Consider the following 24,897-nt stretch of genomic DNA (forward strand, 5'->3'; position numbering starts at 1 on the left):
TGAACCTATGGGAGCAAAGCTTGCTCCCATAGTCACGCTGCGATCAGCAAGCACCCGGCAAGCCATCTATCATGGTCGGCATCCGACGTTTCCCCTCACCCCTTTTCCTCTCAGGTTGTGCCGATGCCCTTGACCGCCACCCGCTCGCACACCCGGCCCCGTCGCTATCTCGTCACCCTGCTGTGCGGCCTGGTACCGATGCTCTCAGGGCTGACCATTTTGTACATGCAGGCCGAGCGGACGCTGGCGCAACACACCCGGCAGACCGCCGAGGAGCTGGTCAGGCAGATCGAGCTGATGCTCGACAACACCGCCTTGGCGGCCCGTGAACTATTACCCCTGGCCGGCCAGCCCTGCGAAGCGGTGAAGCTGGCCTTACGCGAACAAGTGACGCGCCGGCCCTTTGTCCGTTCGACCAACCTTATCTGGGACAACAACCTGTATTGCAGCTCGCTGTTCGGTGCCTTCGAGGAACGCGTCAACCCGAGCGACTACCATCAAGACAGCTTGTGGCTCATGGGCGGCAACCCGGTCACGCCGGACACCGCGCTGCTGATTTACCGGCTCAACGAGGGCCATCAAGGCGCCCTGGCTACGCTCAACGGGTACCACCTGACGAACGTCTTGCGCTTGATCGGCCGCCAGACCCGGCTAAGGCTGCAAGTCGGGACGAACTGGCTGGCGGCGGACGGCAAGGTCCGGCCAGCGCCCATGCCCGGGCTGCCGGTCGCCCAGAATGAGCTGGGGTCATCGCGCTATGCCTTCAATGTAGAAGCCGGCTTCGACGAGGGCGAGACCTGGCGCTACATGGCCAGGGAATATCCGCCGCTGTTCAGCTTGCTGATCTTCTTCGGCGTCGTGGCCGGGACCCTCGGGCACTGGCTGCAAAAGCGCGCCTCCTCGCCCAGTCGTGAACTGCAACGGGCCCTGGAAGCCGGCGAGTTCGTGCCCTATCTGCAACCGGTCGTACACAGCGACAGCAAACGCAGGGCCGGCGTCGAAGTGCTGATGCGCTGGAACCACCCCAAGGAAGGCCTCGTTTGCCCGGACCTGTTCATTCCATTCGCCGAACACAGCGGCCTGATCGTACCGATGACCCGGGCGCTGATGCAGCAGACCATGCACCTGCTGGCACCGCTGGCGCCTCAACTCGAAGTGCCGTTTCATGTTGGCATCAACATCACCGCCCGCCACTGCCAGGATCTGGCGCTGGTGGACGATTGCCGCGAATTTCTCGCCGCCTTCGCGCCCGGTACGATTGCCCTGGCGCTGGAGTTGACCGAGCGCGAGTTGATCGAACCTACGCCCGTTACCCGGCAACTGTTCGACCAGCTGCGGGAGCTGGGCGTCAAGATCGCCCTCGACGATTTCGGCACGGGTCATTCCAGCTTGGCGTACGTGCGCCAGTTCAACGTGGACTTTTTGAAGATCGACCAGAGTTTTGTCGCGAGGATCGGTGCCGATACGCTGTCACGGCACCTGCTCGACAGCATCATCGAACTGTCAGGCAAGCTGGGCCTGGACATGGTGGCCGAGGGCGTCGAAACCGTCGAGCAAAGTGACTACCTGAGCGCCCATGGGGTGAACTTTCTACAGGGTTATCTATTTGGTCGACCGATTAGCGGGCAGGCGTTCATTGAGACCTTGACCGACCTTAATGGCAGTTAACCGCCGCCGATCTATTGACGACGATGCCCAACTGATAAAAAATTTTGCTGTTGTTACATAACGAAAAAGTTACGATTTACACTTCCCGGATTAACTACTACAATTTTTCTACCTGTGCCAGATAGCAGGAGAGTCATTAACACCAAGGCGCTCGGCTTATAGCTTTGTTTGCGGTTGGTATCAGCCAAATATTTTGAATGGAGTAACGATTTTGTCCAGACTCGCTGAATTTCGTGCAGCCGAAAAGGCCCTTCAAGAACAGCTCAAGCAGTTGGAATCACTGAAGAACGATGCCGGGCTCAAGAAGGAAATCGAATTCGAGGAAAAGCTCCAGGGACTGATGAAAACCTACGGCAAGAGCCTGCGCGACATCGTCGCGATCCTCGACCCGAACCCGTCCAAGGCGAGCCTGCAATCGAGCAAACCCATCAAGACCCGCCGTGCGCGAGTGGTAAAGGTTTACCAGAACCCGCACACCGGCGAGTTGATCGAGACCAAGGGCGGCAATCACCGCGGCCTGAAAGCCTGGAAAGAACAGTACGGTGCAGCTACCGTCGACTCCTGGTTGCGTGGTTGACACGTGCGCGGTTGACAGCGTCCATGATGCAAAAAAGCCCTGAATACACTCAGGGCTTTTTTATGGGCTAAACTTTTGGAGTAAACCCCGAGCGTATTACGCTGACGGCATTATAGTTTCAAACTGTTTCGCACCGACTGTATTTCATCCTGGCTTTCAACAAACACCTGCGCCTGCCCTGCATAGGACAGCACATAAGCCTTGCCCTCATTTAGTGCCGCGACGAGTGCCTGAGACAATACATGTCGTCCGTTTTGCGTGATCGTGCAAGTGGTTTCCAATGCAGTTACGCCGCCCAACATGGAAGCATGGATCTTATTGCACACACTTTGGTAACCGCCCTGGAAGAAATCCTTCTGGATCGATTTGCGCATTTCCAGCAACACGCCTTGCAAGTTGACCTGGTGACCGGGTTCGACGGTAGTCGTGGTCAACTCCATGACCATCACGGCATTGCCTGCCGAATCGCTCTTGGTTGCACGTTGTCGTAGGGTTCCCGGGGCCGCCGAGGTCGATGCCTGCGCCGGCAGCGGTTCGACGACCCAGCCCTGGGGCCACGTAACCTGCGGTTCGGACGCCTGGACGCCGCCGACACTCACTAGCAGCAGGACAAACAGCGAAAGGAACGGTCGAATCATTGCGTGGCCACTCAAGGACGAATCGTAAAGTCTGAAGCATGATTTCGATGAGAGCTACAGCAAACTGAACGCCGGGAACATGAGGTTAACGCTGGGGACGGGCCCCCACTGCCCAGCTCAAGGCATCAGCCAAGGCGTTGGCATAATCCAAGTCGTCTCCGATGGGAGCCTGGGTTGCATTCCCCGGATGGCCAAACGCTGCGATCCATTGCGGTGTGTGTTGCGCAAGCTGGTCGCACAACACCGTTATCTCGCCTTCCAACTGACGGTACATGTCCAATTCAAGCAGTCCCTCGCTTATGAACCAGGCGGCATGCTGTTCGATACGCTCAAGCACAAACAGCGCGGTCAAATCCCCCAGCATTTTTTTCGCCTGAGGCAAGGACACGACTGACAGGGCCTGGAGCGCGCTTTCAAGAAACAGACGCAAACCGTGCGCCTCGCCCACCGCCCGGGCACCGACCAATAACGGATTCCACACCTGCATCGGATCGCAGCCCAGTAATTCAGCCGCTTCAACGTCCGCCTTGAGCCGGCTGATCAACCGGTATTCGCGTGTTCGAAACAGGAATAGCCAATATTCGGGCTCCAACAATCGAGCACTCCCGGAAAATACCGGGGGCAAGTCGAGAGGTAATGCACTCAAGCTTTTGGCGGTATCCAGAACGATCAGCAGATTATTACCGCCAGCGTCATTGAATACGTGAGCCAGCCCTTCATACTCCATGAAACGATTCAGTGTCAGATCACCCGCTACACCGCAGCGAAGCCGACACTCGCTGATCACCTGCTCGGCAGCCCAGGTACACAATGCCTTGCTCAGGGCCAACGATCGGTTCGCGCTGGACCACGGCGCCCAGGTCAAGGCCGACGCATCGGCGGTGCGTCGAGTAGTCCGCTCGCACACTCTTTGCATCCAGCCTTCAACTTCATGATTAACCTGGCAGGTAGTGACGTAAGTGGTCGCCAAGGCAGCGAACAGCGCACGACGTTGGGTACTGTAGTTCAGCAAACTGACATCGGCGCCAATACGCGCCATCGTGGTGCGGCGTAAAGAATGACTCAGGGCCAACCCGACACTGGCACGGGCCACCGCGCACATGGCTACTGCCGCCATGGCCCAGACATGCGCGGGTGCCACTAGCGTACGGACAAGCCGCTCGTCCGGATTGGAGAGCGGATCATGCAAGACGCCTTGTTCATCAATGGAGGCCGTGCCGGACAACCAAGCGCAATAAGGTAGGTGCACGTGATCGAATCCCGCCAATCCATAATCGAAGGGAACCAGGGGGATTTCTGCCGGGGAAGACAACCGCACGCCCGGACGAGGGCCTCGGTTATCGCTGATATCGAAGGCGAAAGGGTAGACACCACAGTCCCGGTCATCAATCTTCAAGCGTGCGCACACGACCCCGATCTTGGCCTGGTCACTGATTCCCACATTGGTAAACTTCAGCGCACCGTTATCCGGTGTATGCAACGTGAAGGACCTACTCGCGGGATCGAAGACAGCCTCGGTACGATTGGCAATCTGACTGTTGCTGCCACCGATTTCGGTGATCATGTAGGCGCTGACCTTCTCGCCGGACTCCAACGCCTGGCGCAGGCGGATGGCTCCCGAGTTGCCCTGCTCGAACTCGATCAAGGTGCCGACACAAAGCCCGTACTGGATGGCGAAGGCGATAAACAAAGATGGATCGGTCACCCCCAGCGATTGCGAGAGTGCCAGCATCAGGCCGGGCTCATCGAACAATCGGGTATTGGCGGGTAGCGCCTTGATCAGCGCCCGCAGCCGCGCATAGGTGCCTCGGTGCAGTTCCAGACTCCCCAAACCGATACGACGGGAGAGATCCAGGCCTGCAAGAATCTGCGCTGCCTGCATGCTCGTTTCATTAGAAACAGCCCCTTCAATGGCTTCGACCAGGCCGCGGACTGTCCGATCCGTCAGCGGATCGTCGGCCCCAGCCCGGGCCTCCAGTTCGGAGAACAAAACCTTCAGCTCAGCACCATCCTGTACTAACGGAGCGTATGCCTGCACCTGAGGTAATGTGGCGTACACACACCGCGACAAAGCACCACCGATGCCGAGATCGACGAAGACCGTCTGCGCATCCGACTCGACGTCCCGCAGCGCCTGTAATAGGTGGGCCGGCTTGACGACACAATCAGCGAGCCCGCGCAGCAGGTCATCCTTGTCGTGGTACATCCTGCGCGCAACGCAGGAATACAGAGGGACCCGCAAAGGACGTGGTGACATTGCGCGAAGTTGCGTAAGGAAATGCTGAGCCACTGACGCCTGGGCTGGATGATGAGACGCGTAAGGTGCATCCAGCCTCAGCAGCTTTGCGCCACCTGGGGCTTGTTTCATCAAGGCTTCGATGGCCTCGTTGGGACCGCTGACGAGGCATTGACGAGGCGCGTTGACACACGCCAACGCCAGGTCCGAGCGCCCCAGCGTCTCCAGCATGGTTAAGGTCTCCTGCTCGGAACCGATGATCAGCACCATGGTCCCTTTGCCTTCCTGATCTTGGAAGGCATTGTTCAACGCACAAATGGCCCGCACGCCATCCATCAACGTAAGCGCACCAGCGCAGACCATCGCCGCAATTTCCCCCAAGCTTTGCGCAACAATAATGCGAGGACGAACACCAAAAAGCTCAAGGACCTCTACCAACGCTACCGAAGCGGCGAAGGCTGCCATCTGCGGAACACCCACTGGCAGCACACACTTGTGGTCCGGCTCGAGCAGAATCTGTCGAATCAGGCCCGACGCTATAGGTCGACGTTGCTCGATATGATTCAAGGCATCATCCACTGCACATAGGATTGTCTCTATCCGTTGCGCAATTTGCGGGCTGGTGCGGTGGAGCGTCGCCAAGCCACCTCGCGGATCAGATCCTTGGCCGGGGAACATGAAAACAACGTTATCGCGTAATGAAACCAATGGGCAGGACATGAAACCCCTCCAGTCGCACGACTCCGTTCGTCTGGTTCACAAGGGCGACTATCGGGAGCATAAGTGGGAAAAAAAGCGCAGCGGATGGAAAGACCGATTTTTTCCATCGGGTTCAGAATAAAGTCATGATCTAGTCGTACAACTGTCGACTCCTACAGTGAATCGATACAGCCAAGGTTTGGCGACGCCGCGCCCCTTGCGTATCATGGGCGCACCTGCAAGGAAGCCGTCTGACGCAAGCCCAGGAACCGTCGCAACCATCCTTGCGACGCCGTTTGCCCCACTTATTTTCCGGAGGGCCCATGAGCCTGCACGAACTCAACACTTTCCCTGGCGTCACCGCACAACCTGATGCCACCACGGCCAAGTTCGTCTTCAACCACACCATGCTGCGCGTCAAGGACATCACCCGGTCCCTGGATTTCTACACCCGCGTGCTGGGTTTCTCGCTGGTGGAGAAACGCGACTTCCCGGAAGCCGAGTTCAGCCTGTATTTCCTGGCGCTGGTGGACAAGAACCAGATCCCGGCGGACGCGGCGGCGCGGACCGAATGGATGAAGTCGATCCCGGGCATCCTGGAACTGACCCACAACCATGGCACCGAAAGCGACCCGGCCTTCGCCTACCATAACGGCAACACCGACCCACGCGGCTTCGGCCATATCTGCATCTCGGTACCGGACGTCGCCGCCGCCTGCGAGCGCTTCGAAGCACTGGGCTGCGATTTCCAGAAACGCCTGAACGACGGGCGCATGAAAAGCCTGGCCTTCATCAAGGACCCGGATGGCTACTGGGTTGAAATCATCCAGCCTGCGCCGCTGTAAACCTCACCACCGCCCCCTGTGGGAGCGAGCTTGCTCGCGATGACGGCGGCACATTCAACATGGATGCAGGCTGGGGCACCGGCTATCGCGAGCAAGCTCGCTCCCACAGGGTGATGCGTGATCCAAAACAAAACCCCATGAGCCAGGCTCATGGGGTTCTGTTTTTTCCGCTATCGGCTATTCAGGCCGGCGCAGAGGTACGGATCAGGTGGTCGAAGGCACTCAGCGAAGCCTTGGCGCCCTCGCCTACGGCAATCACGATCTGCTTGTACGGCACGGTGGTCACGTCACCGGCGGCGAACACGCCAGGGATCGAGGTTTCACCCCGGGCATCGACGATAATTTCACCCCGCGGCGACAGCTCGACGGTGCCTTTGAGCCAATCGGTGTTGGGCAACAGGCCGATCTGCACGAAGATCCCCTCCAACTCCACATCCCGCACGTCACCGCTCGGACGGTCCTTGTAGCGCAAGCCATTGACCTTCTGACCGTCTCCGGTCACTTCGGTGGTCTGGGCGTTGGTAATCACCGTCACGTTCGGCAGGCTGTGCAGTTTGCGCTGCAATACCGCGTCGGCACGCAATTGCACATCGAACTCCAGCAACGTGACGTGGGCGACGATACCGGCCAGGTCGATGGCCGCCTCGACGCCGGAGTTACCACCGCCGATCACCGCCACGCGCTTGCCTTTGAACAGCGGACCGTCGCAGTGCGGGCAGTACGCCACGCCCTTGTTGCGATACTGCTGCTCGCCCGGCACGTTCATTTCACGCCAGCGGGCACCGGTCGCCAGGATCACGGTCCTGGCCTTGAGGCTCGCACCGCTGGCGAACTTGATTTCATGCAACCCGCCGTCCTTGCCTGGCACCAGGCCGTCGGCACGTTGCAGGTTCATGATGTCCACGTCGTACTGCTTGACGTGTTCTTCCAGGGCGACGGCCAGTTTCGGCCCTTCGGTTTCCTGGACCGAGATGAAGTTCTCGATGGCCATGGTGTCGAGCACCTGGCCGCCGAAACGTTCGGCCGCCACGCCAGTGCGGATGCCTTTACGGGCCGCGTAGATCGCCGCCGAAGCGCCGGCCGGGCCACCGCCGACCACCAGCACATCAAAGGCATCCTTGGCGCTGATTTTCTCGGCCTGGCGTTCGATGCCGCTGGTGTCGATCTTGGCGAGAATCTCTTCCAGGCCCATGCGGCCCTGGCCGAAGTTCACACCGTTGAGGTACACACTCGGCACGGCCATGATCTGGCGTTCATCAACTTCGGCCTGGAACAGCGCGCCGTCGATGGCGACGTGACGAATGTTCGGGTTCAGCACCGCCATCAGGTTCAGCGCCTGGACCACGTCCGGGCAGTTCTGGCACGACAGCGAGAAATAGGTCTCGAAGTTGAACTCGCCCTTGAGGGAGCGGACCTGTTCGATGACGTCGACACTGGCCTTCGAAGGGTGACCGCCCACTTGCAGCAAGGCCAACACCAGCGAAGTGAATTCGTGGCCCATGGGAATGCCGGCAAAACGCAGGCTGATATCGGCTCCCGGGCGGTTCAACGAAAACGAAGGCTTGCGCGCATCGCTGCCGTTGTCGAGCAAGGTAATCTGGTGGGAAAGACTGGCAACGTCTTGGAGTAACGCGAGCATTTCCTGGGATTTCGCACCGTCGTCAAGGGAAGCGACGATCTCGATCGGCTGGGTGACCCGTTCCAGGTATGACTTCAACTGAGCTTTAAGATTGGCGTCCAACATACGGGCGATTTCCATTTTTTGAATTTCAGAAAAAACAACGCCCGAGCGAATCTCGCCCGGGCGTTTTTTGGGGCGAAGCGGCTTACTTGATTAAGAGCGGATCGCCCTCGGATGACTCACAGACTTAGATCTTGCCGACCAGGTCCAGGGACGGAGCCAGGGTGGCCTCGCCTTCTTTCCACTTGGCAGGGCAGACTTCGCCTGGGTGAGCGGCAACGTACTGAGCGGCCTTGACCTTGCGCAGCAGTTCGGAAGCGTCACGGCCTACACCGCCGTCGTTGATTTCAACGATCTTGATCTGGCCTTCCGGGTTGATCACGAAAGTGCCGCGGTCAGCCAGGCCAACTTCTTCGATCAGCACGTCGAAGTTGCGGGAGATAACGTGGGTTGGGTCGCCGATCATGGTGTACTGGATCTTGCCGATGGCTGGCGAAGTGTTGTGCCAGGCCGCATGGGCAAAGTGGGTGTCGGTCGATACGCTGTAGATCTCGACGCCCAGTTTCTTGAATTCGGCGTAGTTGTCAGCCAGGTCTTCCAGCTCGGTTGGGCAAACGAAGGTGAAGTCAGCTGGGTAGAAGAACACGACAGACCACTTGCCTTTCAGATCGGCGTCCGATACCGGAACGAATTCGCCGTTTTTGAAAGCGGTAGCGTTGAACGGTTTAACTTGGCTGTTGATGATAGGCATCGATGTTTCTCCATCAGGGTTGAAAAGTTGATGGAGGGAATCTTAACCACTCGTCCCCGGGCTGGCTCATTGGCAAACCTGATGTGAATGATTGGTTTTGGCTATCAGGAATCTATATAGATAGAAAAAATCTGTAGGAGCTGGCGAAGCCTGCGATCTTTTGATCTTTCTTTTGATCTTTCGCTTGAGATTCAAGTGTCTGGGGAAAGATCGCAGCCTCGTTGCACTCGACAGCTCCTACACAGCTCTTACGCAGCTCTTACGGGTAGCTTCAGGCGACGGGCGTACGCATCGTCACGAACTCTTCGGCAGCCGTCGGGTGCACGCCGATGGTTTCGTCGAAGTCGCGCTTGGTGGCGCCGGCCTTGAGGGCAATGGCCAGGCCCTGGACGATTTCCCCGGCATCCGGTCCAACCATGTGGCAACCCAGTACCTTGTCAGTCCGGGCATCCACCACCAGTTTCATCAGTGTGCGCTCCTGGCATTCGGTCAAGCTCAGTTTCATCGGCCGGAAACGGCTTTCGAAAATCTCAACCTCATGGCCCTCCTCCTTGGCCTGCTCTTCCGTCAGACCCACCGTGCCGATGTTCGGCAGGCTGAACACGGCGGTGGGAATCATCCGGTAATCCACCAGGCGATATTGCTCGGGCTTGAACAGACGTCGCGCAACCGCCATGCCTTCGGCCAGGGCAACGGGGGTAAGCTGCACACGACCGATCACATCGCCAATGGCCAGGATCGACGGTTCAGTGGTCTCGTATTTTTCGTTGACCTTGACGAACCCCTTCTCGTCCACTGTGACAGCGGTGTTCTCCAGGCCAAGATTGTCGAGCATCGGCCGTCGGCCGGTGGCGTAGAACACGCAATCGGTGATCAACGTCTTGCCATCCTTGAGCTCTACCCTGAGGCTGCCATCGTCGAGTTTTTCGATGGATTTGATGTCCGCGTTGAATTGCAGATCCAGGCCACGCCGAGTCAGTTCTTCCGCCAGGTGCTTGCGCACTGCACCGTCAAAGCCGCGCAGGAACAGCTCACCGCGATAGAGCAAGGACGTCTGCGCACCCATGCCGTGGAAGATCCCGGCGAACTCCACCGCAATGTAGCCACCGCCCACCACGATGACGCGCTTGGGCAGTTCCTTGAGAAAGAACGCCTCGTTGGAGCTGATGGCATGCTCGCGCCCCGGAATGTCCGGGATCACCGGCCAGCCGCCGGTGGCGATCATGATGTGCTTGGCGGTGTAGCGCTGGTCGTTGATCTCGACCTCATGGGGCCCGGTGATTTTCGCGTGACCTTCGTGCAGCACAACGCCGCTGTTGACCAGCAGGTTGCGGTAGATGCCGTTGAGGCGATTGATTTCCCGGTCCTTGTTGGCGATCAACGTGGCCCAGTCGAAACTCGCCTCGCCCGCCGTCCAGCCATAGGCCGACGCCTGCTCGAAGTCCTCGGCGTAGTGCGCGCCGTAGACCAGCAGTTTTTTCGGCACGCAGCCCACGTTCACGCAGGTCCCGCCCAGGTAACGGCTTTCCGCCACGGCCACCTTGGCCCCGAAACCGGCGGCAAACCGCGCAGCCCGCACACCACCGGAACCGGCGCCAACCACATACAAGTCAAAATCGTAGGCCATTTTCTATCTCCTTCGGCAGGTCATCAGCATACCTGCTGTTTTCACCTGAGGCAGCGTTGCAGCGCAATTCCTGTGGGAGCGAGCTTGCTCGCGATAGCGTCGGCACATTCAGCACCGATGCAAGCTGACCCACCGCCATCGCGAGCAAGCTCGCTCCCACAGTTGTTTTGGGGTGGGCTCAGGATTTTCATACCCCACAGGGTTTGTTTGTGTGATTGAGGCGTCGCGAGAGACTTTTCCGCGAGCCAAAAAAAACGCCCCGAACCAGTCGGGGCGTTTTTCAAGGCGTGGCGCAGGCTATCAGTAAGCCTTGCCCGTCTTGTAGAAGTTCTCGAAGCAGAAGTTGGTCGCGTCGATGTAGCCTTCGGCGCCACCGCAGTCGAAACGCTTGCCCTTGAACTTGTAGGCCATGACGCAGCCGTTCTGGGCCTGTTTCATCAGGGCGTCGGTGATCTGGATTTCGCCGCCCTTGCCTGGCTCGGTCTGTTCGATCAGGTCGAAGATGTCCGGGGTCAGGATGTAGCGACCGATGATCGCCAGGTTCGACGGTGCGTCTTCAGGTTTTGGTTTTTCAACCATGCTGTGAACGCGGTAGATGTCGTCGCGGATCATTTCGCCGGCAATCACGCCGTACTTGTTGGTTTCCTGCGGATCGACTTCCTGGATCGCCACGATGGAGCAGCGGAACTGCTTGTACAGCTTGACCATCTGGGTCAGTACGCCGTCGCCTTCGAGGTTGACGCACAGGTCGTCCGCCAGGACCACGGCGAACGGTTCGTCACCGATCAGTGGGCGGCCGGTCAGGATCGCGTGGCCCAGGCCTTTCATTTCGGTCTGGCGGGTGTAGGAGAACGAGCACTCATCCAGCAGTTTGCGGATACCGACCAGGTATTTTTCCTTGTCGGTGCCCTTGATCTGGTTTTCCAGCTCGTAGCTGATGTCGAAATGGTCTTCCAGGGCGCGTTTGCCGCGGCCGGTGACGATGGAGATTTCTGTCAGGCCCGCATCGAGGGCTTCTTCGACGCCGTACTGGATCAGTGGCTTGTTCACCACCGGCAGCATTTCTTTGGGCATGGCTTTAGTCGCTGGCAGGAAGCGAGTACCGTAACCGGCTGCTGGGAACAAGCATTTCTTGATCATATAAGTCCTTGAAAAGGCGGTGTGTACAAGTTTCGGCGCAGTCTAATCAGGCGACGGGCACCTTACAATGCCCGCACTGGCCAACCGGTGCCATCATAGAGAAATAAAAAACGGCAGATAGTTCAATCGCCTTTCGTTTCGATGGCTGCAGCGGACCCACTGTACGCCAGTAGGCGCTGTTTGCGAGCATTTGACGTATCATGGTGCCCTTGATCACGCCAATGAGGCAGCTAGATGTCGGCAACAAGAAACGCAAACGGTTATTCGGTCAGCCAGGGCAAGGACGGCCAGTGGTGGATTATCAACTACCACGGCGAGCAGGTCGCCGGTCCCTTGCCCAGCAAGGCCATGGCGGTGGAAGTGGCTGCGGTATTCCAGGATGAGCGCGCTGCCCCGGCGGAGAAAGAACGCGCCACAGCTCCCGCACGCAGCCCCCGCCGCAAGAAATAACCAGACGAGCCTCTAGTAAATGTCTCCCCGGCATTGAGCGAGGCTGGTTTAGCTGTACCGCAATGGCCATTCGCTATAATCTCGCCGTTGCCCTTCCCTCCTTGATGACGATCCCATGAAGACACTTCTGGCACTGTTTACAGTCCTGGCCTTGGCGGGCTGTGCCTCGGCCGAAAAAACCTACCTGAACAACGGCGAGCAAGGCCTGGCCATCGACTGCTCGGGTGAGGCCAACTCCTGGGCGACGTGCTACGAAAAGGCTGACGCTTCCTGTGCCGGCACCGGCTACCGCATCGTCGGCACCGACGGCACGCCCCAGGCCAAGGAAAGCGAGAAGACCCTGGGCGTCGACGTGGGCAACTTCACCAGCCGCAGTGTCGTGGTGGTCTGCAAGTAATCAAATGTGGATCTCGGCAAACTTGATACCCAGCCCGCGCAAGGTTTCGATCAGTTCATCGAGACGGGCGAAGGACTCGACTTCGTCCAGGTCATCCACCAGGAAAAAACTGCGCCCGGCGCTTTTCTTGAAGAACACGATCCATTCGCCCGGGCTCGCCGGGTTCTGAATCACGTGGGTGGCACAGATAAGACCTTCTGCATGGCGCTCGCGCACCTGCTCGCGTTTCATCGACTGGCTCCATAAATGACAATGCCGCCAACGTGAACCGTGGCGGCATTTTTTGTCGAGGCCAGTAGTTTAGCCGATGCCCGGTCCGCTCGTCAGGCGCGCAATGTGATCAGCCGGAAATGCAGGCGTTGGCCGCATCCTGCACGTCGCCCGGACGCACCGGTACATTGGACATGCTTTCGTGCAGCTTGATGCTGCTGCCGCTGGAGCGCTCGTCAATGTCGAACACCGCCGCCGGCAGGGTCGACAGTTTGCCCGGGACGATCAATCGGACGCCATTCTTGTGTGGCTCCACTTGCAGCGGACCACGGCTTTTGGCCAGTTTGTCGGAAACACACTTGGCATATTCGTGAGGTTTCTTTCCGGAGATGACGCTCATGGTGGGGGGCGTCTGGTTGATGTCCGATACCGATGCACATCCACTCATGGCCAATGCCAACACCCACACGCTGCGCTTCATATGATTCCTCCAATAAAGATCCTCCGACAGTGCAGGCACCGTTTTTCTCCGGCGCCACACCGCTTTATTTTTCCCGCAACCTGCAATAAATGAACAAAGCCTGGAGCGCGGGCCGGATATTAACACTCGGGGCTGATAAACTGCGCATCATTGCCCCTTGCTATCGTTTTGATTTTGTAGAAAAAGCCCTTCTGGAGGCGCCCATGAAATTCATCCACCAGCGCGAGCACCTGAACGAAGACGACATTGTCGTCATCGAATGCTCCCAAATGTGCAACATCCGTTTGATGAACGACGCCAACTTCCGTAGCTTCAAGAACGGCGGCCGGCACACGTATCACGGCGGCGCGTTCGACACCTTCCCGGCCCGGATCACTGCCCCTAGCACCGGTTTCTGGAACATCACCATCGACACCGTCAGCCACCGTGCAATCAGCGTCACGCGCAAGCCGACCCTGACCCACAAGATCAAAATCATCCGGCGTTCCAGCTCGAAACTGAGCTGAATCACCCCTTATTCAAGACAGGCAAAACCGTGGCCCAGACGACCAAATACGTCATCAAGTACAAGCTCAACGACGAACGCCGCTTCGAATTCGCGCAACTGGAAACCGGCACCGAGGAAGAAGCCAGGGCCGCATTGCAAAAGCTGCACGGCGAAACTGACGATGTGATCAGCGACGTCAAGGTCAGCAAGGCGCTGTAACAACACACCCTGATTGTTTTTTGTGGCACCGAGGTGAGCGCGATGCTCTTGTGGCGAGGGAGCTTGCTCCCGCTCGGCTCTGTAGGAGCTGTGTAGGAGCTGTGTAGGAGCTGTCGAGTGCAACGAGGCTGCGATCTTTCCCCAGACATTTGAGTCTCAAGCGAAAGATCAAGATCAAGATCAAGATCAAAAGATCGCAGGCTTCGCCAGCTCCTACAGAGCCCACAGGGATGGCTGCGTACCGCAAGAATCGGGGTGCCCTGCAACGCAGCACTGCGCAGACTGAACAGTCCTTCCAACAAGGATTGCCATCGTGCCCCCTACGCCTTCCCTGCCCCAACATCTCACCAACCTTGACTGGCCCACCCTGGAGCAAAATCTCGACCAGGACGGCTGTGCAGTCATTCGCAACCTGCTGCCGACAACACAATGCCGGCTGCTGAGTGGTCTGTACGCCGAGCCCGGGCTTTTTCGTTCGCGGGTGATCATGGCCCGCCATGGGTTCGGGCGCGGCGAGTATCAGTATTTTCGCTATCCGCTGCCCGACCTCATCCAGCAGTTGCGCCAGTCGTTGTATCCGGCGTTGGTACCGCTGGCGAACCGCTGGAATGAACACATGGGTATTGAAGTGCGCTACCCCCACGAACACCCTGACTTCATCCGGCGCTGTCACGCCGCCGGGCAATCGCGACCTACGCCGTTGTTGCTGCAATATGGTCCGCAGGACTACAACTGTCTGCACCAGGATCTGTACGGCGAGCAGGTGTTCCCGTTGCAGGTGGCGATCCTGCTGTCGGAACCGGGCCGGGATTTTACCGGCGGCGAATTTGTCCTCACCGAACAGCGCCCGCGCATGCAATCGCGGCCCCAGGTCATCGATCTGAAACAGGGCGATGCCGTGGTGTTTGCCGTGCACCAGCGGCCCGTCAAAGGCGTTCACGGGTATTATCGGGTGAACATGCGCCATGGCGTCAGCTGCGTGCACAGCGGCAGGCGACACACCTTGGGAATCATTTTTCATGATGCGCAGTAATGACACACCGCTCACATTGGACCTGTTCGCCGACCAGGCGCCCACCACGCCGGGCCAGGTCGAGCAGATCGGCCAGCAAGCGTATGTGCTGCGCGGCTTCGCCCTGCCCTGGCTCGAACGCTTGCTGCCGGCGCTGGAAAGCGTCTTGCAGGCGGCGCCGTTCCGGCAAATGGTCACGCCCGGCGGCTTTACCATGTCGGTGGCCTTGAGCAGTTGCGGTGCGCTGGGCTGGACCACCGACCGCAGCGGCTATCGCTACACCGCCCACGACCCGCAGACCGGCCAACCCTGGCCCGACATGCCGGCGGTGTTTCGCGAACTGGCCCAGGCCGCCGCCCGGCAGGCGCACTTCGAGCATTTCGAGCCCGACGCCTGCCTGATCAACCGCTACGTGCCCGGCGCGCGGATGTCGCTGCACCAGGACAAGAACGAACGCTCCCTCGCCGCCCCCATCGTCTCGATGTCCCTGGGCTTGCCGGCGGTGTTCCAGTTTGGCGGCTTCGAGCGCAGCGACAAAAGCCTGCGCATCCCGTTGTTCCATGGCGACATCGTGGTCTGGGGCGGCGTCGACCGGTTGCGCTACCACGGCGTGTTGCCGCTCAAGGAAGGCCAGCACCCGCGCCTGGGCGCCCAGCGGATCAACCTGACGTTTCGCACCGCCGGGTGAAGGTGCAGAATTCAACCGCAAGACCCGGAGTGTCGTCACTTGGATGGCTCGCTACTGTAGCCAAAACGGGCCAATGGACATAACGACCATGAACAGCACTTCGAACAATCTCGCCCCTGAACTGGATCCTCGCTGGGCCGCCGTGCTCGCCCGCGATCCTCGCGCCGACGGCACCTTCGTCTATGGCGTGAAAACCACCGGTATCTATTGCCACCCCAGCAGCCTGTCGCGCCTGCCCAACCCACGTAACGTCGAGTTCTTCGACACGCCGGAACAGGCCCAGGCAGCCGGTTACCGGCCCAGCAAGCGCGTGGCCCGCGACCAGACCCAGATCGCCGCCCAACAAGCGGCACGGGTTGCCGCCGCCTGCCGGCAGATCGAGGCGGCTGAGGAACTGCCTGGCCTGAATGAACTGGCAGAAAGCGCGGGCTTGAGCCCCTTCCATTTTCATCGGGTCTTCAAGGCAGTCACCGGCCTGACCCCCAAGGGTTATGCCGCCGCCCACCGCTCACGCAAGGTGCGCGAACGCCTGGCCGATGGCGGCACGATCACCGAGGCGCTGTACGACGCCGGTTTCAACTCCAACAGCCGCTTTTATGAGGCAGCCGACAAGGTGTTGGGCATGAAACCCGCCGACTACCGCGCCGCCGGGCAGAACACCGACATCCGTTTCGCCGTCGGCCAATGCTCCCTCGGGGCAATCCTGGTGGCGCAAAGCGAGCGTGGCGTGTGCGCGATCCTGCTGGGGGACGACCCGGACGCGTTGGTGCGCGACCTGCAAGACAAATTCCGCCGGGCCAACCTGATCGGCGCCGACCGCGAGTTCGAGCAATTGATCGCCCAGGTGGTTGGCTTCATCGAAGCGCCGGCCCTGGGCCTGGACCTGCCCTTGGACCTGCGCGGCACCGCCTTCCAGGAGCGGGTCTGGCAAGCGTTGCGGGACATTCCCGCGGGCAGCACCGCCAGCTACGCCGAGATCGCCCAACGCATCGGCATGCCCAAGGCCGTGCGCGCCGTGGCCCAGGCCTGCGGCGCCAACAGCCTGGCGGTGGCGATCCCTTGCCACCGGGTGGTACGCAGCGACGGCAACCTGTCGGGCTATCGCTGGGGCGTGGAGCGCAAGCGTCAGTTGCTGGCGCTGGAACGCTCGTCCGGGGATTGAATGCCGATGTAGATCGCCACCGAATCGGGGCCACTGTAGACCTCGAAATCGGTGGTGAAACGGCGCAATGTCTGCGGGTTATCCGCGAAGTACGCCCAGATCAGGCCCCAGGTCTGGATCACGCAGTCGGGCATCGGCCCCTTGGCCGCAAACATCAGGTAATCCCCGCCCTCGATGTCCACGGCGGGATAGCCTGCGCTGGTCGCATCCACCTGCACCCCGGCCGTCACATCGAAGTGGCCGGTGGCATCGGACTCGTAATTGGAATACACCCCGTAGACGAACGACTCCGACTGCCGGGCCGGAATCGTGTCGAACAGCCCTTCGTTGAAGAACTGCTGCCACATCGGGCCGATCCGGGCGGTGTCGGGCTGCTGCTCGTCGGTGTTGCGGGTGCGCACCTGCAAACCGGCCACGGTGAAGGGTTCGACGGTCTTGAGTTTCACGTCCATGGGTTGGGCTCCTTGATGTATGAAGCGCGCATGGTAACCCTCCCACCGTCGGGATCAAGTCGCAGCGCTCGATTGAAAAACTCGACTGGCCCTCGCCGGCCCACACCTGCTAAAAACGCTGTTTCCTTCTGCCGTCGGAGACCCCGCACATGAGCCAGTGGCCAGACACTCGCATTCTTGACCTGCTCGGTATCGAGCTGCCCATCATCCAGGGGCCGCTGGCCGGGGTGACCGGGCCGGCCATGGTGGTCGCGACGTGCAATGCCGGCGGGCTGGGTTCGATGCCGGCAGCAATGCTCGATGTCGAGCAACTGCGCCAGGCGCTGACGACCATCGGCGAACAGACCGACAAACCGTTCAATGTGAATTTTTTCTGTCACCAGCCGCCGGCCTTCGACGAACAGCGGGCCGCGGCCTGGAAGCAACGGCTCAAGCCGTACTACCAGGAACTGGGCGTCGACTTCGACGCGCCGACCCCGGTGTCCAACCGCACGCCCTTCGATGATGCCGCCTGCCGGGTGCTGGAAGAGATGCGTCCCAAAGTGGTCAGTTTCCATTTCGGCCTGCCGGAAAAATCCTTGCTGGATCGGGTGAAGGCCACTGGCGCGAAAATCCTTTCCTCGGCCACCACCGTCGAGGAGGCCATCTGGCTGGAACAGCATGGTTGCGACGCGATCATTGCCATGGGTTACGAAGCCGGTGGTCATCGCGGGATGTTCCTCAGCGACGACCTCAACACCCAAGTCGGGCTGTTTGCCTTACTGCCGCAGGTGGTGGATGCGGTGAAGGTGCCGGTGATCGCCACCGGCGGCATTGGCGATGCGCGGGGGATCGTCGCGGCGTTCGCCCTGGGAGCCTCGGCGGTGCAACTGGGCAGCGCCTACCTGTTCACCCCCGAGGCGAAGATCAGCGCTTCCCATCAGCGCGCGTTGCGCACGGCCAAGGAAAGCCAGACCGCTGTGACCAACCTGTTCACGGGGCGCCCGGCCCGAGGCATCGTCAACCGGGTGATGCGCGAAGTGGGCCCGATGAGCCCACTGGCCCCGGCATTCCCCCTGGCGGGCGGCGCGTTGATGCCGTTGCGCGCCAAGGGCGAAGCAGACTTCAGCAACCTCTGGGCCGGCCAGGCCTTCCCCCTGGGCCGCGAGCTGTCGACGGCCGAGCTGACGCGGCGGTTGGCCGAAGAGGTGTTGGCCCGACTCCACAAAACAGATTCCTGAAAACTTTCATCGCCTGATCGGACGCTATCGCGAGCAAGCTCGCTCCCACAGGGTTCAGTGGTGAACATAAATCCGGCGACCACCTCAGGCCCCATGTGGGAGCCGAGCTTGCTCGCGATAGCGGTAGCACATTCAAAATGGATCCAAGCTGACCCACCGTCATCGCGAGCAAGCTCGCTCCCACAGGGAATAAGGGGCAACCGGCACATCCGGGTACACCACTGGACCTGTGGGAGCCGAGCTTGCTCGCGATGGCGGCAGCACATTCAAAATGGATGCAAGCTGACCCACCGTCATCGCGAGCAAGCTTGGCTCCCACAGGGAATGGGGGCAACCGGCACATCCGGGTACACCACTGGACCTGTGGGAGCTGAGCTTGCTCGCGATAGCGGTAGCACATTGAAAATGGATGCAAGCTGACCCACCGTCATCGCGAGCAGGCTCGCTCCCACAGGGAATGGGGGCAACCGGCACATCCGGGTACACCACCGGACCTGTGGGAGCCGAGCTTGCTCGCGATAGCGGTAGCACATTCAAAATGGATGCAAGCTGACCCACCGTCATCGCGAGCAAGCTTGGCTCCCACAGGGAATAAGGGGCAACCGGCACATCCGGGTACACCACTGGACCTGGGGGAGCCGAGCTTGCTCGCGATGGCGGCAGCACTTTCGAAATGGATACCAGCTGACCCACCGTCATCGCGAGCAGGCTCGCTCCCACAGGGAATGGGGGCAACCGGCACATCCGGGTACACCACTGGACCTGTGGGAGCCGAGCTTGCTCGCGATGGCGGCAGCACATTCAAAATGGATACCAGCTGACCCACCGCCATCGCGAGCAAGCTTGGCTCCCACAGGGAATAGGAGGCAACCGGCACATCCGGGTACACCACYGGACCTGGGGGAGCTGAGCTTGCTCGCGATAGCGGTAGCACATTCAAAATGGATGCAAGCTGACCCACCTTCATCGCGAGCAAGCTTGGCTCCCACAGGAAATAGGGGGCAACCGGCACATCCGGGTACACCACTGGACCTGTGGGAGCCGAGCTTGCTCGCGATAGCGGTAGCACATTCAAAATGGATGCAAGCTGACCCACCGTCATCGCGAGCAAGCTTGGCTCCCACAGGGAATAGGGGGCAACCGGCACATCCGGGTACACCACAGGGGGCCTGAGGTGGCAGCAGGATTTATGTTCACCACAGAACTCTGTGGGAGCGAGCCTGCTCGCGATGGGGCCAGCCCCTGCATCCACACTCCCCAGGCAAAATGCCGCGTTCCGTTTGTCGGTCATTCGCTATATATTCCGGTATATAGCGAACCTGACCCCACGGAGCCTCACCCATGCCCCTCACCCGTTTCGCACCGTTGCTGCTGACCACGTTCTTTGCCATTGGCGCCGTCCAGGCCGCTGAGGTGCAGGTGGCGGTCGCTGCCAATTTCACCGCGCCGATCCAGGCCATCGCCGCCGATTTCGAAAAAGACACCGGGCACAAGCTCGTGGCGGCTTACGGGGCCACCGGGCAGTTCTACACCCAGATCAAGAACGGCGCGCCATTCGAAGTCTTCCTCGCCGCCGACGACACCACCCCGGCCAAACTCGAAAGCGAAGGTGACACCGTCAAGGGCTCGCGTTTCACCTACGCGGTCGGCACCCTGGCGCTGTGGTCAGCCAAGGACGGTTATGTCGACAGCCAGGGCCAGGTGCTCAAGCGCAACGACTTCCAGCACCTGTCCATCGCCAACCCGAAAGCCGCACCCTACGGCCTGGCCGCGATCCAGGTGCTGGACAAGCTCGGCTTGAGCGCGCAGGTGAAAAGCAAGCTCGTCGAAGGCCAGAACATCACCCAGGCCTATCAATTCGTCTCCACCGGTAACGCTGAACTCGGTTTCGTCGCCTTGTCCCAGGTGTACAAGGACGGCAAGGTCACGGGCGGCTCGGCGTGGATCGTCCCGGCTGAACTGCACGACCCGATCAAACAGGACGCGGTGATTCTCAACAAGGGCCGGGACAACCCCGCTGCCGCGGCCCTGGTGGATTACCTCAAGGGCCCGAAAGCCGCCGCCATCATCCAAACCTACGGTTACCAACGCTAAATGCCACTGACCAGCGCCGACTATGCCGCCATCTGGCTGACCCTGAAACTGGCGTCATTGACCACGGTGATCCTGCTGCTCATCGGCACGCCCATCGCTTTATGGCTGTCGCGCACCCGCTCCTGGCTGCGCGGGCCGGTGGGTGCGGTGGTGGCGTTGCCGTTGGTGCTGCCGCCCACGGTGATCGGTTTTTACCTGTTGCTGGCGTTGGGGCCGAACGGCTGGATCGGCCAGTTCACCCAAGCCCTCGGGTTGGGCACCCTCACCTTCAGCTTCACCGGGCTGGTGATCGGCTCGGTGATCTATTCCATGCCGTTTGTGGTGCAGCCGTTGCAGAACGCCTTTGCCGCCATCGGCAGTCGCCCCCTGGAAGTCGCCGCCACCCTGCGGGCCGGGCCTTGGGATACGTTTTTCAGCGTCATCCTGCCCCTGGCCCGCCCCGGCTTCATCACCGCGGCGATTCTCGGCTTTGCCCACACCGTCGGCGAATTCGGCGTGGTGCTGATGATCGGCGGCAATATCCCGGAGAAAACCCGGGTGGTGTCGGTGCAGATCTACGACCATGTCGAAGCCTTGGAATATGCCCAGGCCCACTGGCTGGCCGCGGCGATGCTGGTGTTTTCATTCCTGGTGCTGCTGGCGCTGTACTCCAGCCGTCGAACCCGTGCCGGTTGGAGCTGATCGATGATTCACGCGCGTTTTCAGCTCGACCACGGGGCTTTTTCCCTGGACCTGGATGTGCAACTGCCGGGCCGTGGCGTGACCGCCCTGTACGGGCCTTCCGGTTCCGGCAAAACCACCTGCCTGCGCTGCATTGCCGGGTTGGAGCGGCCGGCCCGGGGTTTTATCGAGGTCAACGGCCAAGTCTGGCAAGACAGTGAGCACGGCGTGTTCGTGCCGCCCCATAAACGGTCGGTGGGGTATGTGTTCCAGGAGGCAAGCCTGTTCGCCCATCTGTCGGTACGGGCCAACCTGGCGTTCGGCCTCAAGCGCATCGCGCCGGCACAACGGCGGGTGGACATGCAACAGGCGACCGAACTGCTGGGCATCGGGCACTTGCTCGATCGGCAGCCGCACAACCTGTCCGGCGGCGAACGCCAACGGGTGGGCATCGCCCGCGCCCTGCTCACCAGCCCGCAACTGCTGCTGATGGATGAGCCGCTGGCGGCCCTCGATACCCGGCGCAAAAACGAAATCCTGCCGTACCTGCAACGGCTCCACGATGAGCTGGACATCCCGGTGCTGTATGTCAGCCATTCCCAGGACGAAGTGGCGCGCCTGGCCGATCATATCGTGCTGCTCGACGGCGGCCGCGCGCTAGCCAGTGGGCCGATCGGCGAAACCCTGGCCCGGCTCGACCTGCCATTGGCCCTGGGGGATGACGCCGGAGTGGTGATCGAGGGCAAGGTCAGCGGTTATGACCCGGCTTATCAATTGCTGACCCTGAATCTGCCCGACAGCCAATTGAACGTCCGCGTGGCCCACACATCCCTGGCCCTCGGCCAGCCGCTGCGTTTCAAGGTCCAGGCCCGGGATGTCAGCCTCAGCCTGGCGAACGATGCCCAGACCAGCATCCTCAATCGCCTGCCGGTCACCGTGGTCAGCGAACAGGCGGCCGACAACGCCGCCCATGTGCTGATCCGCCTGGAAGCCGCCGGCACCCCGCTGCTGGCGCGCATCACCCGCTATTCGCGCGATCAGCTGAAATTGCATCCAGGGCAGGTGTTATGGGCGCAGATCAAGGCGGTGGCGGTGTTGGCGTAGGATTCGGGCTTCTCAGGTGACCCCAAACCTGTGGGAGCGAGCTTGCTCGCGATAGCGGTGAGTCAGCTTGCATAAAGGTTGAATGTGCCGGCGCCATCGCGAGCAAGCTCGCTCCCACAGGTTCGGCGGCGGCAGCCTCAGAATCTTGGCACGACGGCAACAGCCTGCGGTCAATGAATTCACAGGCCACCGGATTCGTTGCCAAGGACTCTTTTCATGCCCGACACCCTGCCGCCGGATGCACTGCCGACCGACCTGCATTATGTCGATGACACGGCCCCGGGCATCACCCGCAAAAAGCGACGGGACCAATTCTGGTATTTCGACCCGCAGGGCCAGCGCATCACCGACGCGGCCGAGATCCAACGCATCAATGCCCTGGCGGTGCCGCCGGCCTACACCGATGTCTGGATCTGCACCGACCCGCGCGGCCATCTCCAGGCCACCGGGCGCGATGCCCGCGGGCGCAAACAGTACCGTTACCACGCGCGCTGGCGTGAGGTCCGTGATGCGGACAAGTATTCGCGGATGCTGGAATTCGGACGAGCCCTGCCGCGCTTGCGCAAACGCTTGGAGGAAATCCTCGCCACGCCCGGGTTCAGCCGCGACAAAGTCATGGCCACGGTCATCACCCTGCTGGACGTGACCCTGATCCGCGTCGGCAACAGCCAATACGCCCGGGACAATCGCTCCTATGGCCTGACGACCCTGCGCAACAAGCATGTCGAGGTCAACGGCAGCGCCATCGCCTTCCAGTTCCGCGGCAAGAGCGGCATCGAGCACCAGATCACCGTGAAGGACCGGCGCCTGGCGCGGATCATCAAGCGCTGCCAGGAGATCCCCGGGCAAAATCTGTTCCAGTACCTGGACGAACACGGCGAGCGCCACGCCATCAGTTCTTCGGACATCAACGCCTACCTCAAGACCCTCACTGGCGCTGACTTCACCGCCAAGGACTACCGCACCTGGGCCGGCAGTGCTGCCGCTCTGGCCGGGTTGCGGACGCTGCGCTGGGAAACCGAAAGCGAGGCCAAAAGGCATGTCGCCGAGATGGTCAGGCAAGTCGCCCGACAGCTGGGCAACACGCCGACCGTCTGTCGCAAGTGCTACATTCATCCTGCGGTGGTGGAGGGGTTCCTGCTCGGTGCCCTGACCCAGTTGCCCAAACCCCGGGCACGTAAAGGCCTCAGCGCAGAAGAAGCCGGGCTGACGCTATTTCTGCAGCGCATGACCCAAGCCGCCCAGAAATGCGAACAACAGCAACCGGCTTGATGCGCTCACCGGCAGCCAGCCACGGATGAGGAACATCCGCAGACCGCTGGACTCCCAACTGTACGGCACAGCCGATCCGCAGGCACTTCAAAGGGTGAAGTCGACAGGAGTTTCAGATGTCCGAACACATTGTCCATTTTCATTGCCAGATCGATCAGGGCACCACCGAACGCTTTCGCGACAACTGCCTGGAGGCCATTGAGAAAGGCGCCGACTCGCTGATGCTCAATCTCTCCACAGTCGGCGGCAGTACCAACTTCGGTTTCACCCTCTACACCTTCATCAAGTCCCTGCCGGTACCGGTACGTGCGGTGAACGCCGGCAACATCGAGTCGATGGGCATCGTCATGTACCTGGCCGCCAGCGACCGCACCACCACCCCGCATTCGCGGTTCCTGATTCATCCGATGAACTGGTACTTCGGCCAGAAATCCGTGGACCACTCACGCTTGCGCGAGTACCTGTCCAGCCTGGACAACGACGTGGCGCGCTACGTGGAAATCTACGTCAAGGAAACCGCTGGCGCGGCGACGCAGCTGGATATCTTCAAATGCCTGTGCGCCGAAGAGCGGGTGATTCCGGCGGAAAACTCCCTGGCTTTCGGCATTGCCCATCGGGTCGAGCAAGTGGTATTCCCGGCAGATGCCAAGCATTGGAAAGTCAGCGGCGGCGAGGATTAGAAGTGAAGTCGGGCGGCCGACCATTCGTCGCCAGCAAGCGGTTTTTTTTTAAACTTCCCCCGGCCAATTTCTTTCCCAACTAATGCGAGGCACGTTGCTCGCTCAACCAAAAATGAGGATTCTCGAAAATGGCCAGTAGCGGAAACAAAAACCCAGGCAACTTCGCAAATGATCGTGAAAAAGCATCGGAAGCCGGCAAGAAAGGCGGACAGGCGTCGGGCGGCAACGTTGCCAACGACCGGCAAAAAGGCACTGGAGCCGGTAACAAAGGTAGCGAACGCAGCCAAGGCGGCGGCAGAAAATCGTAACCACCCAGATCGTTGGGGCGCAGACGTACTGCGCCCCGGCGCTATCCGCTCTCGCCCTCGCTACAAATACGAAATTCCATATATTCGATTGTCCGCATATACTCCGGCGCAGCCCAACCTTGCGCTTATCGGAGCCGAT

The 24,897-nt window shown here is 60.4% G+C and carries 26 protein-coding genes; 17 read left to right on the forward strand and 9 right to left on the reverse strand.

Annotated elements, in window-relative coordinates:
* Nucleotides 1-123 precede the first annotated feature (123 nt).
* Nucleotides 124-1,668, forward strand: a complete 1,545-nt coding sequence (locus AB4Z20_RS08445) for an EAL domain-containing protein (RefSeq protein WP_442089701.1) — start codon at nt 124-126, stop codon at nt 1,666-1,668.
* A gap of 211 nt (nt 1,669-1,879) precedes the next feature.
* On the forward strand, nt 1,880-2,245 hold the full coding sequence (locus tag AB4Z20_RS08450) for a histone-like nucleoid-structuring protein, MvaT/MvaU family (RefSeq protein ID WP_013693615.1): 366 nt from the start codon (nt 1,880-1,882) through the stop codon (nt 2,243-2,245).
* Between the two features lie 110 nt (nt 2,246-2,355).
* On the opposite strand, the gene AB4Z20_RS08455 is transcribed toward AB4Z20_RS08450, so the two are convergent.
* Both AB4Z20_RS08455 and AB4Z20_RS08460 read right to left on the reverse strand, forming a co-directional pair.
* A complete protein-coding gene (locus AB4Z20_RS08455; protein WP_442089702.1) occupies nt 2,356-2,883 on the reverse strand; it encodes a DUF4946 domain-containing protein in 528 nt (175 codons plus the stop codon).
* A gap of 85 nt (nt 2,884-2,968) precedes the next feature.
* A complete protein-coding gene (locus AB4Z20_RS08460; RefSeq protein WP_442089703.1) occupies nt 2,969-5,839 on the reverse strand; it encodes an acyltransferase domain-containing protein in 2,871 nt (956 codons plus the stop codon).
* A gap of 302 nt (nt 5,840-6,141) precedes the next feature.
* On the opposite strand from AB4Z20_RS08460, the gene gloA reads away from it, so the two are divergent.
* Nucleotides 6,142-6,663 carry a lactoylglutathione lyase gene (gene gloA, locus AB4Z20_RS08465; protein ID WP_442089704.1) on the forward strand — a complete coding sequence of 174 codons (522 nt, stop codon included), beginning with the start codon at nt 6,142-6,144 and terminating at the stop codon, nt 6,661-6,663.
* Nucleotides 6,664-6,844: 181 nt separating this feature from the next.
* On the opposite strand, the gene ahpF is transcribed toward gloA, so the two are convergent.
* From ahpF to galU, 4 genes are all read right to left on the reverse strand, one after another.
* Complete coding sequence (gene ahpF, locus AB4Z20_RS08470; protein WP_253475904.1) at nt 6,845-8,407, reverse strand: alkyl hydroperoxide reductase subunit F; 1,563 nt, start codon at nt 8,405-8,407, stop codon at nt 6,845-6,847.
* A 124-nt stretch (nt 8,408-8,531) separates the two neighbouring features.
* On the reverse strand, nt 8,532-9,095 hold the full coding sequence (ahpC, locus tag AB4Z20_RS08475) for an alkyl hydroperoxide reductase subunit C (RefSeq protein WP_024617781.1): 564 nt from the start codon (nt 9,093-9,095) through the stop codon (nt 8,532-8,534).
* A 271-nt stretch (nt 9,096-9,366) separates the two neighbouring features.
* Nucleotides 9,367-10,722, reverse strand: a complete 1,356-nt coding sequence (gorA, locus tag AB4Z20_RS08480) for a glutathione-disulfide reductase (RefSeq protein ID WP_253475906.1) — start codon at nt 10,720-10,722, stop codon at nt 9,367-9,369.
* 300 nt (nt 10,723-11,022) lie between these two features.
* Complete coding sequence (galU, locus tag AB4Z20_RS08485) at nt 11,023-11,862, reverse strand: UTP--glucose-1-phosphate uridylyltransferase GalU (RefSeq protein WP_003182953.1); 840 nt, start codon at nt 11,860-11,862, stop codon at nt 11,023-11,025.
* Between the two features lie 234 nt (nt 11,863-12,096).
* Here galU and AB4Z20_RS08490 point away from each other — a divergent pair, with 234 nt between their 5' ends.
* Together AB4Z20_RS08490 and AB4Z20_RS08495 are read left to right on the forward strand one after the other, a co-directional pair.
* On the forward strand, nt 12,097-12,312 hold the full coding sequence (locus AB4Z20_RS08490; protein WP_214511978.1) for a hypothetical protein: 216 nt from the start codon (nt 12,097-12,099) through the stop codon (nt 12,310-12,312).
* Between the two features lie 115 nt (nt 12,313-12,427).
* Entirely contained in the window at nt 12,428-12,709 is a 282-nt protein-coding gene (locus tag AB4Z20_RS08495) for a hypothetical protein (protein WP_014337812.1), read from the forward strand.
* Here AB4Z20_RS08495 and AB4Z20_RS08500 read toward each other — a convergent pair whose 3' ends face one another.
* A complete protein-coding gene (locus AB4Z20_RS08500) occupies nt 12,710-12,940 on the reverse strand; it encodes a hypothetical protein (protein WP_018605985.1) in 231 nt (76 codons plus the stop codon).
* 109 nt (nt 12,941-13,049) lie between these two features.
* The gene (locus AB4Z20_RS08505; protein WP_003203007.1) at nt 13,050-13,400 is read right to left on the reverse strand and encodes a hypothetical protein; all 351 of its coding nucleotides are present in this window, start codon (nt 13,398-13,400) and stop codon (nt 13,050-13,052) included.
* Between the two features lie 203 nt (nt 13,401-13,603).
* Between AB4Z20_RS08505 and AB4Z20_RS08510 the strand changes: the two genes are divergently transcribed.
* From AB4Z20_RS08510 to ada, 5 genes are all read left to right on the forward strand, one after another.
* The gene (locus AB4Z20_RS08510; protein ID WP_014337810.1) at nt 13,604-13,906 is read left to right on the forward strand and encodes a DUF1883 domain-containing protein; all 303 of its coding nucleotides are present in this window, start codon (nt 13,604-13,606) and stop codon (nt 13,904-13,906) included.
* Nucleotides 13,907-13,935: 29 nt separating this feature from the next.
* Nucleotides 13,936-14,106, forward strand: coding sequence for a hypothetical protein (locus AB4Z20_RS08515; RefSeq protein ID WP_014337809.1), 171 nt, complete (start codon nt 13,936-13,938; stop codon nt 14,104-14,106).
* A gap of 313 nt (nt 14,107-14,419) precedes the next feature.
* Nucleotides 14,420-15,139: a 2OG-Fe(II) oxygenase gene (locus tag AB4Z20_RS08520; RefSeq protein ID WP_442089705.1), complete on the forward strand. Its 720-nt coding sequence runs from the start codon at nt 14,420-14,422 to the stop codon at nt 15,137-15,139.
* Entirely contained in the window at nt 15,126-15,806 is a 681-nt protein-coding gene (alkB, locus tag AB4Z20_RS08525) for a DNA oxidative demethylase AlkB (protein ID WP_253475912.1), read from the forward strand. The genes AB4Z20_RS08520 and alkB overlap by 14 nt, the downstream gene beginning before the upstream one ends.
* An 88-nt stretch (nt 15,807-15,894) precedes the next feature.
* Nucleotides 15,895-16,968, forward strand: coding sequence for a bifunctional DNA-binding transcriptional regulator/O6-methylguanine-DNA methyltransferase Ada (ada, locus tag AB4Z20_RS08530; RefSeq protein WP_003203015.1), 1,074 nt, complete (start codon nt 15,895-15,897; stop codon nt 16,966-16,968).
* Here ada and AB4Z20_RS08535 read toward each other — a convergent pair.
* Nucleotides 16,932-17,420: a GyrI-like domain-containing protein gene (locus AB4Z20_RS08535; RefSeq protein ID WP_100264040.1), complete on the reverse strand. Its 489-nt coding sequence runs from the start codon at nt 17,418-17,420 to the stop codon at nt 16,932-16,934. The genes ada and AB4Z20_RS08535 overlap by 37 nt on opposite strands.
* 149 nt (nt 17,421-17,569) lie before the next feature.
* Between AB4Z20_RS08535 and AB4Z20_RS08540 the strand changes: the two genes are divergently transcribed.
* The 7 genes from AB4Z20_RS08540 (at nt 17,570) to AB4Z20_RS08570 (ending at nt 24,758) form a co-directional block, all read left to right on the forward strand.
* On the forward strand, nt 17,570-18,640 hold the full coding sequence (locus tag AB4Z20_RS08540; RefSeq protein WP_442089706.1) for an NAD(P)H-dependent flavin oxidoreductase: 1,071 nt from the start codon (nt 17,570-17,572) through the stop codon (nt 18,638-18,640).
* Between the two features lie 1,341 nt (nt 18,641-19,981).
* Nucleotides 19,982-20,734 carry a molybdate ABC transporter substrate-binding protein gene (modA, locus tag AB4Z20_RS08545; RefSeq protein WP_442089707.1) on the forward strand — a complete coding sequence of 251 codons (753 nt, stop codon included), beginning with the start codon at nt 19,982-19,984 and terminating at the stop codon, nt 20,732-20,734.
* Complete coding sequence (gene modB, locus AB4Z20_RS08550) at nt 20,735-21,415, forward strand: molybdate ABC transporter permease subunit (RefSeq protein WP_014337803.1); 681 nt, start codon at nt 20,735-20,737, stop codon at nt 21,413-21,415.
* A gap of 3 nt (nt 21,416-21,418) precedes the next feature.
* Nucleotides 21,419-22,498, forward strand: coding sequence for a molybdenum ABC transporter ATP-binding protein (gene modC, locus AB4Z20_RS08555; protein WP_214511971.1), 1,080 nt, complete (start codon nt 21,419-21,421; stop codon nt 22,496-22,498).
* Between the two features lie 216 nt (nt 22,499-22,714).
* Nucleotides 22,715-23,770, forward strand: coding sequence for a DNA topoisomerase IB (locus AB4Z20_RS08560; protein ID WP_442089708.1), 1,056 nt, complete (start codon nt 22,715-22,717; stop codon nt 23,768-23,770).
* 116 nt (nt 23,771-23,886) lie between these two features.
* Nucleotides 23,887-24,450 carry an ATP-dependent Clp protease proteolytic subunit gene (locus tag AB4Z20_RS08565; protein WP_014337800.1) on the forward strand — a complete coding sequence of 188 codons (564 nt, stop codon included), beginning with the start codon at nt 23,887-23,889 and terminating at the stop codon, nt 24,448-24,450.
* A 128-nt stretch (nt 24,451-24,578) separates the two neighbouring features.
* Entirely contained in the window at nt 24,579-24,758 is a 180-nt protein-coding gene (locus tag AB4Z20_RS08570; RefSeq protein ID WP_003203031.1) for a general stress protein, read from the forward strand.
* Nucleotides 24,759-24,897: the final 139 nt, after the last annotated feature.

Origin of the sequence: Pseudomonas sp. KB_12 (assembly GCF_052114545.1) — a bacterium.
In the GTDB taxonomy this organism is placed as follows: domain Bacteria; phylum Pseudomonadota; class Gammaproteobacteria; order Pseudomonadales; family Pseudomonadaceae; genus Aquipseudomonas; species Aquipseudomonas brassicacearum.

Coding starts and splice junctions, on each gene's coding strand:
- modA (WP_442089707.1), top strand. CDS start 19,982: ATGCCCCTCACCCGTTTCGCACCGTTGCTGCTGACCACGTTCTTTGCC.
- alkB (WP_253475912.1), top strand. CDS start 15,126: ATGATGCGCAGTAATGACACACCGCTCACATTGGACCTGTTCGCCGAC.
- AB4Z20_RS08455 (WP_442089702.1), bottom strand. CDS start 2,883: ATGATTCGACCGTTCCTTTCGCTGTTTGTCCTGCTGCTAGTGAGTGTC.
- ahpC (WP_024617781.1), bottom strand. CDS start 9,095: ATGCCTATCATCAACAGCCAAGTTAAACCGTTCAACGCTACCGCTTTC.
- AB4Z20_RS08490 (WP_214511978.1), top strand. CDS start 12,097: ATGTCGGCAACAAGAAACGCAAACGGTTATTCGGTCAGCCAGGGCAAG.
- AB4Z20_RS08500 (WP_018605985.1), bottom strand. CDS start 12,940: ATGAAACGCGAGCAGGTGCGCGAGCGCCATGCAGAAGGTCTTATCTGT.
- ada (WP_003203015.1), top strand. CDS start 15,895: ATGAACAGCACTTCGAACAATCTCGCCCCTGAACTGGATCCTCGCTGG.
- AB4Z20_RS08565 (WP_014337800.1), top strand. CDS start 23,887: ATGTCCGAACACATTGTCCATTTTCATTGCCAGATCGATCAGGGCACC.
- AB4Z20_RS08570 (WP_003203031.1), top strand. CDS start 24,579: ATGGCCAGTAGCGGAAACAAAAACCCAGGCAACTTCGCAAATGATCGT.
- modC (WP_214511971.1), top strand. CDS start 21,419: ATGATTCACGCGCGTTTTCAGCTCGACCACGGGGCTTTTTCCCTGGAC.
- AB4Z20_RS08535 (WP_100264040.1), bottom strand. CDS start 17,420: ATGGACGTGAAACTCAAGACCGTCGAACCCTTCACCGTGGCCGGTTTG.
- AB4Z20_RS08495 (WP_014337812.1), top strand. CDS start 12,428: ATGAAGACACTTCTGGCACTGTTTACAGTCCTGGCCTTGGCGGGCTGT.
- AB4Z20_RS08540 (WP_442089706.1), top strand. CDS start 17,570: ATGAGCCAGTGGCCAGACACTCGCATTCTTGACCTGCTCGGTATCGAG.
- AB4Z20_RS08510 (WP_014337810.1), top strand. CDS start 13,604: ATGAAATTCATCCACCAGCGCGAGCACCTGAACGAAGACGACATTGTC.
- AB4Z20_RS08445 (WP_442089701.1), top strand. CDS start 124: ATGCCCTTGACCGCCACCCGCTCGCACACCCGGCCCCGTCGCTATCTC.
- gloA (WP_442089704.1), top strand. CDS start 6,142: ATGAGCCTGCACGAACTCAACACTTTCCCTGGCGTCACCGCACAACCT.
- modB (WP_014337803.1), top strand. CDS start 20,735: ATGCCACTGACCAGCGCCGACTATGCCGCCATCTGGCTGACCCTGAAA.
- AB4Z20_RS08460 (WP_442089703.1), bottom strand. CDS start 5,839: ATGTCCTGCCCATTGGTTTCATTACGCGATAACGTTGTTTTCATGTTC.
- gorA (WP_253475906.1), bottom strand. CDS start 10,722: ATGGCCTACGATTTTGACTTGTATGTGGTTGGCGCCGGTTCCGGTGGT.
- galU (WP_003182953.1), bottom strand. CDS start 11,862: ATGATCAAGAAATGCTTGTTCCCAGCAGCCGGTTACGGTACTCGCTTC.
- AB4Z20_RS08560 (WP_442089708.1), top strand. CDS start 22,715: ATGCCCGACACCCTGCCGCCGGATGCACTGCCGACCGACCTGCATTAT.
- ahpF (WP_253475904.1), bottom strand. CDS start 8,407: ATGTTGGACGCCAATCTTAAAGCTCAGTTGAAGTCATACCTGGAACGG.
- AB4Z20_RS08505 (WP_003203007.1), bottom strand. CDS start 13,400: ATGAAGCGCAGCGTGTGGGTGTTGGCATTGGCCATGAGTGGATGTGCA.